This window comes from Pseudarthrobacter sp. MDT1-40-2 (genome assembly GCF_059383595.1).
Genome location: NZ_JBWZCL010000001.1, coordinates 526,880 through 542,592 on the forward strand (window position 1 = coordinate 526,880; position 15,713 = coordinate 542,592).

At 63.1% G+C, this 15,713-nt stretch carries 10 protein-coding genes; 4 read left to right on the forward strand and 6 right to left on the reverse strand.

The annotated features are described in order from the left end of the window. The first annotated feature begins 95 nt into the window (after window positions 1-95). The gene (locus tag AC50X5_RS02495) at window positions 96-4,232 is read left to right on the forward strand and encodes an FtsK/SpoIIIE domain-containing protein (RefSeq protein WP_494974571.1); all 4,137 of its coding nucleotides are present in this window, start codon (window positions 96-98) and stop codon (window positions 4,230-4,232) included. Between the two features lie 65 nt (window positions 4,233-4,297). Here the strand turns inward: AC50X5_RS02495 and AC50X5_RS02500 are convergent, their stop codons facing one another. Then, window positions 4,298-4,726 carry a hypothetical protein gene (locus AC50X5_RS02500; RefSeq protein ID WP_494974572.1) on the reverse strand — a complete coding sequence of 143 codons (429 nt, stop codon included), beginning with the start codon at window positions 4,724-4,726 and terminating at the stop codon, window positions 4,298-4,300. Window positions 4,727-5,033: 307 nt separating this feature from the next. Between AC50X5_RS02500 and AC50X5_RS02505 the strand changes: the two genes are divergently transcribed. Next, window positions 5,034-5,282: a WhiB family transcriptional regulator gene (locus AC50X5_RS02505; protein WP_003804966.1), complete on the forward strand. Its 249-nt coding sequence runs from the start codon at window positions 5,034-5,036 to the stop codon at window positions 5,280-5,282. 99 nt (window positions 5,283-5,381) lie between these two features. On the opposite strand, the gene AC50X5_RS02510 is transcribed toward AC50X5_RS02505, so the two are convergent. The 4 genes from AC50X5_RS02510 to AC50X5_RS02525 are packed head-to-tail and all read right to left on the reverse strand — an operon-like array spanning window position 5,382 to window position 13,741. Beyond that, the gene (locus tag AC50X5_RS02510) at window positions 5,382-6,851 is read right to left on the reverse strand and encodes a sensor histidine kinase (RefSeq protein WP_494974573.1); all 1,470 of its coding nucleotides are present in this window, start codon (window positions 6,849-6,851) and stop codon (window positions 5,382-5,384) included. 29 nt (window positions 6,852-6,880) lie between these two features. Continuing rightward, window positions 6,881-11,734 (reverse strand): NAD-glutamate dehydrogenase, encoded by a 4,854-nt coding sequence (locus AC50X5_RS02515; protein WP_494974574.1) that lies wholly within the window; start codon window positions 11,732-11,734, stop codon window positions 6,881-6,883. A gap of 58 nt (window positions 11,735-11,792) precedes the next feature. Further along, on the reverse strand, window positions 11,793-13,103 hold the full coding sequence (locus tag AC50X5_RS02520) for a CpaE/TadZ family protein (RefSeq protein ID WP_494974575.1): 1,311 nt from the start codon (window positions 13,101-13,103) through the stop codon (window positions 11,793-11,795). Beyond that, the gene (locus AC50X5_RS02525) at window positions 13,100-13,741 is read right to left on the reverse strand and encodes a hypothetical protein (protein WP_494974576.1); all 642 of its coding nucleotides are present in this window, start codon (window positions 13,739-13,741) and stop codon (window positions 13,100-13,102) included. The genes AC50X5_RS02520 and AC50X5_RS02525 overlap by 4 nt, the downstream gene beginning before the upstream one ends. Before the next feature lie 155 nt (window positions 13,742-13,896). On the opposite strand from AC50X5_RS02525, the gene AC50X5_RS02530 reads away from it, so the two are divergent. Continuing rightward, on the forward strand, window positions 13,897-14,112 hold the full coding sequence (locus AC50X5_RS02530; protein WP_463934417.1) for a helix-turn-helix domain-containing protein: 216 nt from the start codon (window positions 13,897-13,899) through the stop codon (window positions 14,110-14,112). On the opposite strand, the gene AC50X5_RS02535 is transcribed toward AC50X5_RS02530, so the two are convergent. After that, window positions 14,113-14,679, reverse strand: coding sequence for a hypothetical protein (locus AC50X5_RS02535; protein WP_494974577.1), 567 nt, complete (start codon window positions 14,677-14,679; stop codon window positions 14,113-14,115). It abuts the gene before it with no gap. A gap of 176 nt (window positions 14,680-14,855) precedes the next feature. On the opposite strand from AC50X5_RS02535, the gene AC50X5_RS02540 reads away from it, so the two are divergent. Further along, the gene (locus tag AC50X5_RS02540) at window positions 14,856-15,650 is read left to right on the forward strand and encodes a LysM peptidoglycan-binding domain-containing protein (RefSeq protein WP_494974578.1); all 795 of its coding nucleotides are present in this window, start codon (window positions 14,856-14,858) and stop codon (window positions 15,648-15,650) included. The last annotated feature ends 63 nt before the right edge of the window (window positions 15,651-15,713 follow it).

The window sequence follows — 15,713 nt, forward strand, 5'->3', positions numbered from 1 at the left end:
GGGAAGTTATCCACATAGTCGACGGCGGCCCAGAGCTTGTGCGGCAAACGGAGCTAGCGTAGGCCTCACCCAGAATCCCCTAAGAGTGGATCAATATGCTGTTTCACTGCACACTTGTCAGAGGCCCGCGCCCCGGCGGAGACGGCCTCCCCGTTGAGCTCTCCCTCGACATTCCCGAGGACGCCACCGGGTCAGATGTCGAGGCAGCGGTCTCCCGCCGCTTCGGTACAACCGGCCTGTCGGTGGCCGGCGTTCCTCTGGCGACTATCGGCGCGGTCGCGGACGCCCTGGCCCAAGGCATTGTCCTGGTTGATTCCTCCGCGGCAACCCGCCGGCACAGTGCAGTACGACGACGTCAGGAACCCGACCACCCGATCCTCTCCCTCGTGGTGCATACCGGAGCCGCCGCCGGCAATGTTTTTCCGCTCAAGCGCGGAACCTATCGGATCGGCCGGAGTGGGGCCGACATTGTCATCGCCGATCCGGAGATGTCCCGCGAACACGCCCGGCTTGAGGTCTCTGACACGTCAGTCGCCATCTTCGACCTGGGCAGCGCGAACGGAACAGTGGTTGACGGCCGCCGCAGGAAGGAGGCCGTGATCTCAACCCACTCCACAATCCGCTGCGGCGATTCCTTCATGACAATTTCCTCTGGAATACCTGCCATGTCGCGTCAGCACCTGGGGGAAGCGGGGGCATCAGTGGCTGAAGAACTCCCGCTAGCGGCCAGCCAGCAGCAAAGCAACCGGACGACTCTCCTCATCACGGCTGTTGTGCCACTTGCCATCGGCGTTGGACTGGCCGTGCTGACAGGCATGTGGATGTTCCTGGCATTTTCCGCAATGTCCGGGATCGCGGTTTTGGTACCGGCATTCTCCGGCCGCCGGCAACGAAGGGACTTCCGGGAGTCGCTCAACAAGGTGGTGCAGCAGGACCAGACCAGGCGTCGCCTGGCGGCGCCTTCCGTGGTCGAACTTCTTTTCGCGGACGCCGCCGAGCAACCGGAGCGGCCATGGCATCCCGCAGGCTGCAACGGCACATGGTTGCGGATTGGGCAGGGTGAACAGGCTGCAAACATAAGGTTTGAGCCATCAGGCGGAAGCCAGGCCCCACCGTCTGCCGGGCTGCTTCCCATGACCCTCGACCCCGGCGTGCCCTTAACCACAGTACGGGGCCCGGCCCCGCTCCGCGGCGGCCTCATCCGCTCCTTGCTTCTTCAACTCGCTTATGTGCCCAGGGCTTCCTGTACCAGCGTTGTCGTCCACGGAAATGCCGCGCAACTCCCGCTGGCGGCCCGGTTCCTGGGGAATGTCCAGCTATCCTCTGACGCGGAGCGGACCCGTACCCTTCTCGACGCCGGGACGGCCGCCGGCATGTGCCACGGCGTCCTGCTCATGACTGAAGACGCCCAAGCACAGACAGGGCTGGTTGGCTACGCTATGGCGCTCGGATGGCAGGTGCTGCACTTCTTGCCAGCCGGTGCCGAAGGGGCAGCGAGCGATATCGAGCTCAGTGAACATGGTTCGTTGGTCACGGACGCGGTTCAGAGTTGCCACATAATTCCCGATCTCGTTGCTGCGCCGGTATTTGACCGCGCAGCCCGCGCACGAATGACGGCTTTAACACCCTCCCGTGAAGCCGCAGGCATCCCTGCATCCTGCTCTCTGGGCCAGGTTCTTTCAACTGCCCCAGCAGCCATCAGCGAGCGCTGGGCCAACGGAAGGTCCGCTCCTGGCCTGCGGGTACCCGTGGGAATCGCGATGGACGGCATCCGCTTCCTGGACCTGGAGGCTGATGGGCCCCACGTGCTGGTCGCCGGCACCACAGGATCCGGAAAGTCCGAACTCCTCCGCAGCCTGACCGCAGCCTTGGCTCTTTGCTATCCCCCGGACCGGGTCAATTTCCTCTTCGTGGACTTCAAGGGCGGTTCCGGCCTGGCTCCATTAACCGGACTGCCACACTGCGTAGGGCTCCTCACCGATCTGTCTCCCGACGAGCTCGACAGGTTCCTGGCATCGCTCAGGTCAGAAATCCGCAGGCGGGAACGACTGTTGGCGGCCGCAGCGGCACCGGACCTGGAGAGCTACCGGCAGTCACCGCAGGCGGTCGACAACCCTGTTCCGCAGCTCATAGTGGTCATTGACGAGTTCCGAATGCTGGTTGAGGACGCCCCTGCGGCCCTGGGCGAGCTCATGAGGATTGCAACCATCGGCCGTTCCCTGGGCTTTCATCTCATCATGGCCACGCAGCGGCCCCAGGGCGCCATCACCGCAGACATCCGCGCCAATGTGACCACGAGCATTGCCCTCCGGGTCCAGTCAGAGATGGAATCCTTCGATGTCATCAACAGCAAGCTGGCGGCGGGCATTGATCTTTCAACACCTGGCCGGGCCTTTCTGTCCCGTGGGGCAGAAGCACCCGAGCAATTCCAGGCTGCGTCCATCGCACAAGCACACACCAACGAGAAATCCGGTGCTTCAGTCCGGCTGGCGCAGGAGGCCATTGCGCAGCGGGGCGGGCTGGCGGATTCCCTGGCCTTTGGCAGCGGGATCACGCCGTCCATGGCTGCGGCTCCGCTGGTCAAAGCCGTTTCACTCCTTTGGTCCGAACATAACGGCAGACTGCCCCGTCGACCGGTCGCGACGGGCCTGCCGGCGGAGTTAGCCTTCTCAGGACAGCGGCGGGAGGAAAGCCTGGATGCAAACCCGCCACACCTGTCGGAAGCAGATGCGGTTTCCGATGCGGATACCCTATCCATCGCCCTGGGGATCCTCGACAAACCCGATGAGCAGCGGCTGGCACCCCTGCAATGGTCGCCACAAACGCAGGGACATCTCGCATTGGTAGGTAATCCGGCCCTGGGCGGACAAAGCACCCTGTTGATCCTTGCCATTGAACAGTTGCTACAGCAGCAGACCGAGTCCCATCTCTACCTCCTGGACGGCCAGGGCTCCTTTGACCGCATCACGGCCGGCGGACGTATTGGAGCCAAGGCCAGTGTCCACGAACTTCGTCGGGGAGTCCGTGTGATGGAGAGAATCCACGAGGAGATGACCAGCAGGCTCTCTCGCCCTGCCAGCGAACGTGGGACGCAACTGGTCCTGGTGATCGCTGGCTGGGGCGCCTGGGTCTCTGCGCTTCGCTCCGGTCCGCTCATGTGGGCAGAGGACCTGGTGCAGGACATCGTGCGGGATGGCTCAAATGCCAACATCACAGTTGTCGTCTCCGGCGAACGCGAGCTGGTCACCTCGAGGTTCTTCCCTGCCATACAGAACAGGATCTATTGTCCTGTCGGCTCCACTGAGGAAAGCCGTCTGGCGTGGCCGGCGATGCCGCGCACTGCCCGGATCCCTGGCCGCGCCGTTGCCTTTGGACCAGTGTCGCTGGGCGGTCCCAGCGTATGCCAGCTCTACACGTCGGGGCCCGGAGCCGGCTCAGGCACATCCGATGACCCGCAGCCATGTACGCAGCCGTTCCGGGTTGAGCCGCTACCGGTATCCCTGGGCGCGGAATTCCTGTCCCGGCTGGTGACGCTGAACGTCACTGCCGAAGGAGCCAAGGCTGAGAAAACTCCAGGACGGAATGCCCCAAGCCTGCCGACAAGCGCACTCACTGCCGTGCGCGTGCGGCCGGGCCCGGGTAGGCACCAACGCAAGCTGATCCTCGGTGTTGGCGGTGACGAATTGGAGCCAGCCAGTATGCGCTTCCCGCCAGGCAGCGTACTCGCGGTGCTCGGCAGGCCGGGTTCGGGCCGCAGCAGCGTGGCGCGCGCCCTCCCTCTCACCAATCCGGAGCTCGATTGGATCGCCCCTGACCCGCATGACGATCCCACAACGTTCTGGGCCTCCGTTCACGCATCAGTCACCGGCGGCAGCATCAGTCCGGCAGGAGTCTGCCTCGCTGACGACGCCGACCGGCTGCCCGCTTCGACAAACCAGCTCCTCCTGGACCTGAATGCCAAGGGCCTTTCGGTGGTGGTGACCGCCGCATACAGCCCGGCGTTTTTGCAACGCGTCCCCGTTGGAATGGCAGCCCGGAGCGGCGGTGCCGGGCTGCTGCTCGCCCCACGGGCACTATCGGACGGGGACGTTTTCGGCACCAGGTTCGACGTCGAAGCAGCTCCGCCGGCGGGCCGCGCGGTCCTGATCGCTGATGGCCAGGCTTCGGCTCTCCAGTTGCCTTTTCTGCCGGAGGCCGGCGGGAACAGCTCGTCTACGTGGTCAGCCGCGTAGCAGGAGTGCAGCCGGACCACCGGCAGCGAATTGGGCGGCACTACTGCGGCAAGAGCGGGTTGCCCCTAGAGGGTGGGTTGCGTACCACCAACACGGGACGCAAAGGCGATCACCTGCGGGGTAAACAGGAGCACGATTCCCAGCCCGGCAGGCAACACCATCGCCAGCCCGGCAACGACCAGCCCGGCCATGATAGTTGGAACCCCGATCGTCAGGACGAACAGCTGGGCCACCAGTGCAGCGGCCCGCGTCCATCGATAGCCGTGGAAGAGGAAGTGCCCCACCGCGAAGAGCCATGCCGAGAAGGCCAGCAGCAACCCCAGGGTAAATACAGCTCCCCAGAAGGAAAGCACCGGCGCCCCGCTGACCAGTTGCAGGCCGTACCAGCCCGCGGCAAGAAGGAGGGTAACTGCTTCCGCCGCAACGATCAAGGCAATGACGATGGCGGCCGGTGGGCGGGCTACCGTGGCGCCGCCTGCGACAGAGCCGGGCACTCCACGGTCGTCGCGGCCGGGCGTTTCCGGCGGGAAATCGGAGGGTAAATCGGGCCTATTGGGGGGTCTTGACACATTGGCACCATACCGGACATAGTCAGATTGCGGCGATGCAGCGCGCGTCACATGTGACGCATCGCTCATAACGGATTTGGCTTTCTGGCAGGATTACCCCTTGTTTACACAGCGTTAACATGAAACGCTTAATTCAGATGACCCAAGGGGCCCCGCCGGGCCCCTTATCCTTTGTTGCTGTTAGTGAATAATTTCACAAACAGCACTTCCCAGAAATGGAGCAACTGATCAGATGGATTGGCGTAACCGCGCAGCGTGCCTCGACAAGGATCCCGAACTTTTCTTCCCTGTAGGAAACACCGGGCCTGCACTCCTGCAAATCGAAGAAGCCAAGAGCGTCTGCCGCCGCTGCCCCGTTGTAGACACGTGCCTGCAGTGGGCTCTCGAGTCCGGTCAGGATGCGGGCGTGTGGGGCGGCATGAGTGAAGACGAGCGCCGGGCCCTTAAGCGCCGCGCCGCCCGTGCCCGCCGCGCGTCTTAACAGAGACAAAGTTTAGTTTCCAACGGCAAAGGGCCCGTCGCGATGCAGATCGCGGCGGGCCCTTCCGTTGTCTGGCTGCGACTTTAAAAGCCGCCAGTACTACCTGGGTGCCAGGCTCAGCGTGATTTCCACAGCCGTGCCGCCACCTTCACGAGGACGCCATTCTATGGAACCGCCCAACTCACTGGTCACCAGCGTCCGGACGATCTGCAGTCCGAGTCCTTCGGTATGCGGAGTTGCCGGCAGCCCGACACCATCATCGGCAACCGTGACGGAAAGCATTTCGTCACCGTCCTCGTCCTCAAACCGGTCTGCGAGGAGCCATACGGTTCCGGCCCGCCCTTCCAATCCATGTTCGACGGCGTTGGTCACCAGTTCATTGATCACCAAAGCCAGCGGCGTGGCAAAGTCACTTGGAAGCTCGCCGAACATCCCGGAACGTTCGGTTTTGATTTGCTGGGATGGCGATGCGACTTCGGCAGAGAGCCGGAACTGGCGGCCGATCAACTCATCGAAATCAACACTTTGGGTCAGGCCCTGGGACAGGGTCTCGTGCACCAGGGCAATGGTGGCCACGCGACGCATTGCCTGCTCCAGCCCCTGCTTTGCTTCGTCACTGACCATCCGGCGGGACTGCATACGCAGCAGGGCAGCCACCGTCTGCAGGTTGTTCTTGACCCGGTGGTGAATCTCGCGGATGGTGGCGTCCTTGGTAACCAGCTCCAGTTCGCGGCGACGCAGTTCCGAAACGTCGCGGCACAGCACCAGCGCGCCGAACCGCTGCTGTTCGTCGCGAAGGGGAATGGCGCGCAGGGACAGGCTCACGCCCTTTGACTCAATCTCGCTGCGCCACGGCATCCTTCCGGTTACCACGAGGGGCAGGGTCTCATCGACCATTCGCCGGTCTTTCAGCAGGCCGGCGGTGACCTCGGCCAGCGAACGTCCTTCCAGGGACTCCCCGTCACCCAGCCGCCGGAAGGCGGACACCCCGTTGGGGCTGGCATACTGCACAATCCCGTCAGCATCGAGGCGGATCAACCCGTCACCCACGCGGGGCGCGCCGCGCCGTGAACCGGTAGGCGAAGCGAAGTCGGGCCACAGACCCAGCGTGCCCATCCGCAAAAGGTCATGCGCGCACTGGCGGTATGTGAGTTCAAGCCGCGAGGGCATCCGCGAGCTGGACAGATCCATGTGCGTGGTAACCACCGCAAGCGTCCTGCCGTTGCGAACCATGGGTACCGCCTCAACTCGGAGCGCCATTTCGCTGCTCCAGTTGGTCTCGCTGGAACGCTCAATGGACTGGCTTACCCATGCCTTGTCCACCAGGGGCTTCAGGTCCGAACGGATCCCCTCCCCCACAAAGTCGCCGTGGAAAGCGGTGTGCGTGGTGGAGGGGCGGACATGGGCCAAGGCAATGTAACCCAGCTCCGGATGCGGAAACCACAGCGCCAGGTCTGCGAACGCAAGGTCCGCCACCATCTGCCAGTCACCCACGAGGAGGTGCAGCCATTCTGCGTCCCCGGGACCGAAATCGGCGTGCTCCCTGATGGGGTCCGTAAAGATTGCCACTGCACCTCCATAAACGGCGGTTGCTGCTGCTACCGCCGGACGATTGACCTCAAGAGCCTCAATGCTACCGACAGGGACGCCATATCATCTGATTCGAGCGCATTGACCTCGTCAAACATGATCTTCGCCCGCCCCAACTGCTCGGCGTTCAAGAGTTCCCAGGCCTGCAGCCGGGAGGCTGCCTCGGTTCCGGATTCCGTTGAGTCCAGCACCGCCGTCGTCATATCCGTGACTGTTGAGTAGAGGTCGTCCCGGAGGGCCGCACGTGCAAGCGCCTCCCACCGGTCACGGCGCGGCAGGGAACTGATGCGTTCGAGCAGGGCATCGGCATGGAAACGGTTGAACACAGTGAAGTACACCGAGGTGATTTCACCCAGCGGCTCGCTGCGACTGTGCGCGATCTTGGCGATGTCCAGCAGGACAAAGCTCTCGAAGAGTTCAGCCCAGCGCTGGTTGAGTTCCTCCGGGAGGTTCCAGTTCCTTCCGGTTTCCAACCAGGACAGCACCCTGTCGCGGTCATCGCCTTGCAGGTAGTCCAGCAGTCTGGAGCGCAGCGGATCGGTGACGGCCTTGAATTCTTCGACGATGCCGCTGACAGGCCCCGACGTGCCGCCCTCGGAAATGAGCCAGCGCACTGCCCTGTCCAGAAGGCGCCGGATGTCCAGGTGGACGGTGCTCCAGTGCTCAGTGGGGAACGACGCCGGCAGGCTGTTCAGCTGCTCAGTCATCGCATCGAGTTCGAAAATTTCCCGCAAGGCGATAAACGCCTTGGCAACAGCCACCTCGCTGGCTGACGTTTCCTCCATGGCCCGGAAAACAAACGTGATTCCACCCATGTTGATCATGTCATTGGCTACGACTGTGGCGATGATTTCCCTCCGCAAAGGGTGGGAGTCCAGTTCGGCGTCGAACCGTTCCTGCAGTTGGCGCGGGAAATAGGACCGGAGGGTGCTCCGGAACCACGGGTCATCGGCCAGATTGCTTTCGCGCAGGGCGGTCGTCAGTTCGATTTTGGCATAGGAAGCCAGCACGGACAGCTCCGGCGAGGTCAGGCCTTGGCCCTGTTCCAGGCGGGCACGCAAGGTGGCGGTGGTGGGCAATGCCTCCAGATCACGTTTCAGGTCGGCTTTGGTCTCCAGCCAATCCATCAGGCGCTCATAGCTGGGACTCCATTCGGCCACGCGCATGCGGTCGTTGAGCAGCAGGATGTTCTGGTCAACGTTGTCCTGCAGCACCAGGCGTCCCACGTCATCCGTCATGGATGCAAGGAACCCGGCTCGTTCCTCGCTGGACAACTTCCCGGCGGCAACCATGCGGTCCACAAAAATCTTGATGTTCACCTCATGGTCGGAGCAGTCCACACCCGCCGAGTTATCGATGGCGTCGGTGTTCAGGATGACTCCCTGCAGGGCGGCCTCGATACGCCCGTGCTGGGTCATGCCGAGGTTTCCGCCCTCACCGACAACCTTGACACGCAGGTCCCGGCCATCAACGCGGATGCCGTCGTTGGTTTTGTCACCCACGGAAGCATTGGATTCCGTGCTGGCCTTGACGTAAGTGCCGATGCCGCCGTTATACAGCAGGTCGGCCGGGGCCAGCAGGATAGCCCTCAGCAACTCTGGCGGGCTCAGCCGCACGGTTCCTTCGGGGAGGCCCAGGGCGGCCCGGACCGGCTGGCTGATGGGGATCGATTTGGCCTGCCGCGGGTAAACACCGCCGCCCTCACTGATCAGGGACTTGTCGTAGTCTTCCCAGGAAGACCTCGGCAGTTCGAACAGCCTGCGCCGTTCGGCGAAAGAAACCGACTCGTCAGGATTCGGGTCCAGGAAAATGTGCCGGTGATCGAAAGCGGCAATAAGCCTGATGTGTTCCGAGAGCAGCATGCCGTTGCCGAAGACGTCGCCGGACATGTCGCCCACGCCAACTACCGTGAACGGCTCCGACTGGGTATCCACGTCCAGCTCGCTGAAGTGCCGCTTGACTGATTCCCAGGCTCCCCGGGCCGTGATACCCATCGCCTTGTGGTCGTAGCCGACAGAGCCGCCGGAGGCGAACGCATCGCCCAGCCAGAAGCCGTACTCCGCTGCTAGCCCGTTGGCAATGTCCGAGAAGGTGGCGGTTCCCTTATCCGCCGCGACCACCAGGTAGGAGTCGTCACCGTCGTGGCGGACAACCGACGACGGCGGCACCAACTTCTCGCCGTCGGCCCCGGTAACGAGGTTGTCGGTCACGTCCAGGAGGCCTCTGATGAATGTCTTGTAACTCTCCACGCCTTCGGCCATCCATGCGGCCCGGTCCACTCCGGGATCCGGCAGCCGTTTGGCAAAGAAACCGCCCTTGGCGCCTGTAGGCACGATCACTGCATTCTTGACAGTCTGCGCCTTAACCAGGCCGAGGACCTCAGTACGGAAGTCTTCACGACGGTCGGACCAGCGCAATCCGCCACGCGCGACTTTGCCGAACCGAAGGTGAACGCCTTCCACCCGTGGCGAGTACACCCAGATCTCGAACATCGGACGGGGGAAGGGCAGGCCCTCGATATTTGCCGGATCAAGCTTGAAGCTCAGGTAGCCCTTGTCCTGGTAGAAGTTGGTGCGCAACGTCGATTCGATGAGATTGAGGAAGGTGCGCAGCACCCTGTCAGCGTCGAGGGTGGCCACCTCATCAATTGCTGCAATGAGCTCACTCCGCACTGCTTCCTGCCTCTGCGCCCGCTCCGAATCATCCAGCCCGGGTGCGAAGCGGGCCGCAAACAGGTCACTCAGCCCCTGAGTGACCAACGGGTTTGCCAGGAGAGTGTCCGCCATGAACTCAAAGGAGTTGGTGTTTCCCATCTGGCGCATGTACTTCGCATAGGCCCGCAGAACGGTAATTCCGCGCCAGGACATCCCCTCCCGCAACACCAGCCTGTCGAAACTGTCGGATTCCAGCTCCCCTGTCACTGCCGCACCAAAGAAGTCAGCCAGGAGCCGGTCGGTTTCCATTGGATCCACACCCGCCGGGTACTTCAGCCCGAGGTCGTAGAGGAAGAAGTCACGGTGATCAGCTGTTTCGATTTCGAAGGGGCGTTCATCGAGAACTTCCAGGCCCAGATGGTGGAAAAACGGCAGGATCCGGCTGAGGCTGCGCGGCTCAAGCATGTAGAGCTTGACCCGGGCATCCTCCTCCAGCGACTCACCCGCCCCGGCCGGCAGGTAGACGTGCACGCCGGGCTTCTCCGGTACCAGCCCGCCTTCGGCTTCAGCACGGGCACCGTACTGCTCGAAGCGTTCGATGTCCTCGAGGGCATCTTCAACCTCGTAGTCGACGCGGTAGCCGGCAGGGAAGGCTTCTGCCCACAGCGCCGCCAGTTCCTTGCCGTGGTCATCGCCGCGCCGGTCCCGGAGGACTTCCGCTATACCCTCACTCCACGAACGCGCGGCCCGGACAAGCCGCTTCTCCAGTTCCTCGGTATTGACGTCTTTTACGTCGGCGTTTTTTGGCAGGCGGATCCGGAAGAACAGACGGGCAAGCGCCGACTCCGTCATACGGGCCTCGTAATCGATCGACTCGGCGTTGAAGGTATCCCGGAGCTCCTCCTCGATGCGCAGGCGCACATTGGTGGTGTAACGATCACGCGGAAGGTAAACCAGGGCTGAGATGAACCGGCCGTAAATGTCGGGCCGCAGGAACAGGCGGGTACGGCGCCGCTCCTGCAACCGCTGGATGCCTGCCGCTGTTTCGGCCAGCTCCGGAACGTCCATCTGGAACAGTTCGTCCCGAGGGTATGTCTCCATGATCCCCAGGAGATCCTTACCGGAATGCGAATCCGGCGGGAAGCCGGAACTATCCAGGATCGCTTTGACCTTCTCCCGGACAATGGGGATATCGCGGACCGACCCTGCGTAGGCACTGGTGGCAAAGAGCCCAATAAAACGACGTTCACCGATGACATTGCCCGCGGCATCGAAGCTCTTGACGCCGATGTAGTCCAGATACGCCGAGCGGTGGACGGTGGACCGGGAATTTGCCTTGGTAATCACCAGGGCCCGTTTTTCTCGGGCTTTGCGTCGTCCCGTTTCGGTCAGGTGCTGTACATGCGGGGTGTCCAGGCGGGACCGCAACAATCCCAACCCGCTGTCTTCGCGGAGTTCAAGGACATCCTCGCCGTCGACTGTCACGAGATCGTACTCACGGTAGCCGAGGAACGTGAAATTCCCGTCGTCAAGCCAGCGCAGCAGGTCTTCTGCCTGGCGGATTTCCGTGATGCGCTCAGGGTGGGCGACGTTCCCAAGGCTCTCGGCGATTTCACGGGCCTTGGCGCGCATCAAGGGCCAGTCCTCAACGGCGGCACGAACGTCCGCGAGGACCTTCTCCAGGCCTTCAACGAGCTCGTCCCGGCCCTCTACAGGCGGCCGGCCGATCTCAACAGCGATCCAGGACTCCATGTGCGAGACGTTGTCCCCCACTGCTATGAGGCGGGAGAGATTAGGCATCGTGGCAGTATCTCCGCTGGAGATCCCCATATGCTTGGGGACCCGGTCCGTGCCCACGAGCTTTCCGGTCTCACGGTTGCGCCGGACCACAAACAACGGGTGGATCACCAGATGAATTGCCAGCCCCTGGCGGACCAGCTCCGCGTTCACGGAGTCAACGAGGAACGGCATGTCGTCGGTGGCAACATAGACGACGCTGTGCTCGGCTTCGTCGACGATCGAAACAATGGCCTGGCCTGCATTCCGTACCTCAGCGAGGCGACGGTGGACGTAAGCGCGTTCCTCGAGGAGGCCGGGCGGATAGGCGCTGGCATCCTCGGCGGGCAGGTGCTGGTAGTAGTCCGTCAGGAAGCCTCCCTCGGAACTGTCCAGGACCGGGTGATCCGCAACATTGGATCCAGACGACATCGACAAACGCCTCCAAAAGCTCTTTTGGTGCTGCCTCTTTGCAGCTCTTGAGCCGAGCCTATTCCTTTACTCGCCTGCCTGCTGTAGATAAGGGAACAGAGGATCGCCTGGTTTGCTGTTTGGGTGCACAAACAAGTTTTGCAATCGCGTGCCGGAGTGGAGCTTCCGGGCTGACCTCAAGGAGAAGCGAGCCTCCAAGCAGCGCGGCGTCTGCAGCCGATTGATCCCACGGGAGATATCCCTCAATCCCCGACGACGGCCCGTACCGTTCCCACGCTTCACGCAATTGCCGCTCCGGGTCGCGCCCCACAGCGCTGGACCTTACCTTGTTGAAGACCACCCGCGGAGCCGCGCCCGGAACTGCCCGTGCCAGCTCGGCCAGCCCCCGGACAAGCCGGGGCACTCCCACCGGATCGGCGGAACCCACCGCATAAATCGTGTCGGCCAGTTCAAGGCACCGCAGCGTGGCACCATTCCTGCGCGGCGCCATCGTGTCAAAGCTCAGCTCTTCGTCGCTTTCCAGGCAGAACCCGGCGTCCACTACAACGACGTCGGCAAATTCGCGGGCCCGCTGAAGGACGATACTGAGTGCTGCGGCCCGCAATTCGGTCCAGCGGTCCGCCCGGGTGATGCCGGTGAGGACACGGAAAGTTCCCGACTTGGTGGCCACGGCGACGGCGAGCCTGTCCATGGCCTCTGCATCCAGGATTCCTTGATCGGCCAGGCGGCAGGCCTGGGCAAATCCCGCTGATTCATCAAGCAGTCCCAGGACAGCTGCGATGCTGGCGCCATAGCTGTCGGCGTCAACAAGCAGCACCTTATGGCCATCTGCTGCCAGCTCACCTGCCATGTTGGCGGCCACGAAGGTCCGGCCGGGCGCACCGGCGGGCCCCCAAACAGCGATGATGCGTCCGGCACCGGCCGGAGCGGGGTCCTGGTCCACCAGGCCCGGCGCTACCACAACCGCTGCGCCCGGGTCCGCAAATCCGCTGGAACCGTAGAAGCCGCTGCTGACAGGCTGCGTGTGGCGTGCCACGGCGTCGGAAATTTTTCCCGCCAAGACTGACGCCTCCACCCCTGACAGCGCTGACGCCACCCCCAGCCCACGGAGCCTCGACGCTTCCTCGGGATTGTCCGTCAGGGCAATGATGGCGACGCCTACAGCGCAAAGCCGATCCACCAGGGAGGCAGTCAGCTCCTCGCTGCCTTCGGCCACCACTGCCGCCCGGGCCAGGCCGCTCTGGCAGGCTGCCATGAGTTCAGCCAACTCAGCACAGCGCCGGACCACCGTCACCGGACCGTGAAGCCTTTCCAGCCCGCCCACCAAATCATCGCGGGACTGGCCAACGGTGACCACAGGGATATTCACGATCCACCACCCGGATTCCAGACAACGGCGATCTTGGCATCGTTGGCCTGCGCACCCAGCAAGGCTGGCATCTGCGCGTCGGCAACCAGCACCATCAACTCGGTGGATCTGGCCGCACCAAGGGCGGTGGATCCGGGAGTCACCTGGGCAATTTCAGCGCCGGACAGGAGGAGGTCTGGTTCACTGAAGCCGTTCCCCGCATCCGGAAGCGACACCCACACATCCACCCGGGTGCCGGCAACAGCCTGCTCCGGGAGCGCTTCCTCAATGGTGAGGGAGACAGGTTTCCGGTCCAGTGCATCGGCGTGGCCAAGGCTTTCCCGGGGCACCAACTGGTCCCTGCCCACCCGCTGCAGCGCCACGAGGTTCTCCGGCAGCCCGGACTCCACCGTGATGTAGAACCCCTCGACATCACCCAACCGGACCTTGACTCTGTTGAGGCTGTCCTCCGTCAGCGCCTCGCCGACGTCGATCGGATCCTTTGCTGCGTATACCTCCGTGGTGCGGTCGGCACTGCCTACCAAAGCCACCACTCCGCCAACTGACGCCAACACCAGCAGGAAGCCCACCAGCAACCGGGGGTCCTTCCAAGACGGCTTCTTCAGCCGTGCAGCGCCTGGTGATGTGGCAAGACTCATCGTGATTCCCCCTGGTTTACCTCAGCGGTTGGACCGCGTTCCGGACTCCCCCATTGTTACGGCATGCGCCCCTGAACTGAAAAGTCATATGCCGCGGGAGGCGCAAACTGTGGATAACCGCTTCATGGGGGCGACTTAGGTGGCAAAATGGTGACATGCCCCGATTCCTCACACTTGCTGACGTTGCAGAACAGCTGCAGATCAATTCGCCCGCTGCTTATGCCCTGGTCCGCAGCGGTGAGCTCAAGGCCATCCAGGTCGGCGGCCGTGGACAGTGGCGTGTCGAGGAAAAAATGCTCGAGCAGTACATCGAAGAACGGTACGCGGAAGCAAGCCGGATGATTGAAGAATCAAAGTCGAAGTCCGTGTAGCTAGCCGAGGTCGCGCAGTGAACTGATCGAGGCCAATGAGGCGAACGGGATTGTCCACAACCCGGACACGCTGTCACGGCGGCGAACCTCGCCCCTGGGCACAATCGCCAGGTCAAAATAGTCCTTCCCAACCCGGTCCATGACCCCGTGGACCACCGCTTGGCCGTCATGCCTCAGAAGGCTGACAGTCAATTCGGCCCGGTCGCGGGCCAGTGCCCGTAATGAGCCCGCCATGCCCAGGGTCCTCTGGACAGCGGAACGCTCGGCCTGCGCCAGCCTGCCCAGACCTCCATACCGGCAGGCAGCCGCGTACGGCACCAGAACCTGATGACGCCCCTCGGTAATCACCAGCGCCTCCGCCCCGGTATGCACCAGGGTGCCCTCGATCACTGCGCCGGTTACCAGGCCCACCGTGATGTGCTGACCCTTGGAGCCCCTCAAACGGTCAGAAAGTTCGACGGCGGCGCCGTCCACCCGCGCACGCTCCGAGATCTCAGCCTCCAGGCTCAGCCTGTCGTCCGCCCACAGTTGTGCTTCCAGATCGCCGAAAAGGGCTTCCCATCGCATTGCGCCAGCGTAGGGGGTGGCCCGAGGGGGGTCAAACTCAGCACACCTCTAGACAAACCGCTATAAAGTAGCGCAAGCTGTACCGAATGGTGTTTAAATACATCAAACAGCATCAAACAGCATCAAAAGATGTGTACCGATGGAACACCAATAACTACGCCCGAGGGGACAGCAAGATGAAGCACCACACCGAAGCATCGCCGGGCCGGGCAGCCGATGCGGCGATGGCCGTAGTCATCCTCGCCCTGGGGGCCTTTTTGGTATTCATCGGCTTGGCCATGCTGGAACGCTGGCGCCAGTCTTCTGCACGAATGCAATCACTACAGCTGGAGGACGTGCTGGGCGGAGTGTCAGCGGGAATCGGAGGCCTTATCGTCGCGTGGTGGTTGGCAGCCATGCTGCTTGCGGTGACCTGCGCCGGACTTCACAAGGCAGGACATAGCAGGGCAGCCGCCGCTATGGGGAAGGCAAGCCCGGCATTCATGCGTCGACTGGCTCTGGCCACGTTAGGGCTCCAGCTCGTGGCTGGACCTGTCATGGCTAACGCTGCACCGCTGGTCTCTGAAACGGCCGGCGTCTCGGCTGAATGGGCACCCTCCACCCGGCAAAGCGCAGACGTCGACGCGTTCAACTCTCCGCAGTGGGCAGCGTCGCAGGACTCGGCTGAGACGGAAATTCCCGTTCAGCCGCAGTGGAAGCCCACCGCCCCGCCCGTCGATCCGCGGCTTTTCTCTGTGCCGCCGCTTCGGGCTGAACCGGCGGGAGTTCCGCCGGCGCCGTCGACCCACGTGACGGTTCTGGCCGGGGATACCCTCTGGACCATCGCAGCCCGGGCCCTCGGACCCCAGGCATCAGATCTCGACATCGCACTGGACTGGCCGCGCTGGTATGAGGCCAACAGGGCAGCCATTGGGGATAACCCCGATGTCCTGCTTCCAGGACAAATCCTGCAGGTTCCATCCGCCGCCTGATCGCGGTATCTACCCGTCACTACATGCCAATACCCGGCACTACTCACCCAACTCCATCACACC

Coding starts and splice junctions, on each gene's coding strand:
- AC50X5_RS02525 (WP_494974576.1), bottom strand. CDS start 13,741: ATGAGTCTTGCCACATCACCAGGCGCTGCACGGCTGAAGAAGCCGTCT.
- AC50X5_RS02505 (WP_003804966.1), top strand. CDS start 5,034: ATGGATTGGCGTAACCGCGCAGCGTGCCTCGACAAGGATCCCGAACTT.
- AC50X5_RS02530 (WP_463934417.1), top strand. CDS start 13,897: ATGCCCCGATTCCTCACACTTGCTGACGTTGCAGAACAGCTGCAGATC.
- AC50X5_RS02535 (WP_494974577.1), bottom strand. CDS start 14,679: ATGCGATGGGAAGCCCTTTTCGGCGATCTGGAAGCACAACTGTGGGCG.
- AC50X5_RS02495 (WP_494974571.1), top strand. CDS start 96: ATGCTGTTTCACTGCACACTTGTCAGAGGCCCGCGCCCCGGCGGAGAC.
- AC50X5_RS02515 (WP_494974574.1), bottom strand. CDS start 11,734: ATGTCGTCTGGATCCAATGTTGCGGATCACCCGGTCCTGGACAGTTCC.
- AC50X5_RS02540 (WP_494974578.1), top strand. CDS start 14,856: ATGAAGCACCACACCGAAGCATCGCCGGGCCGGGCAGCCGATGCGGCG.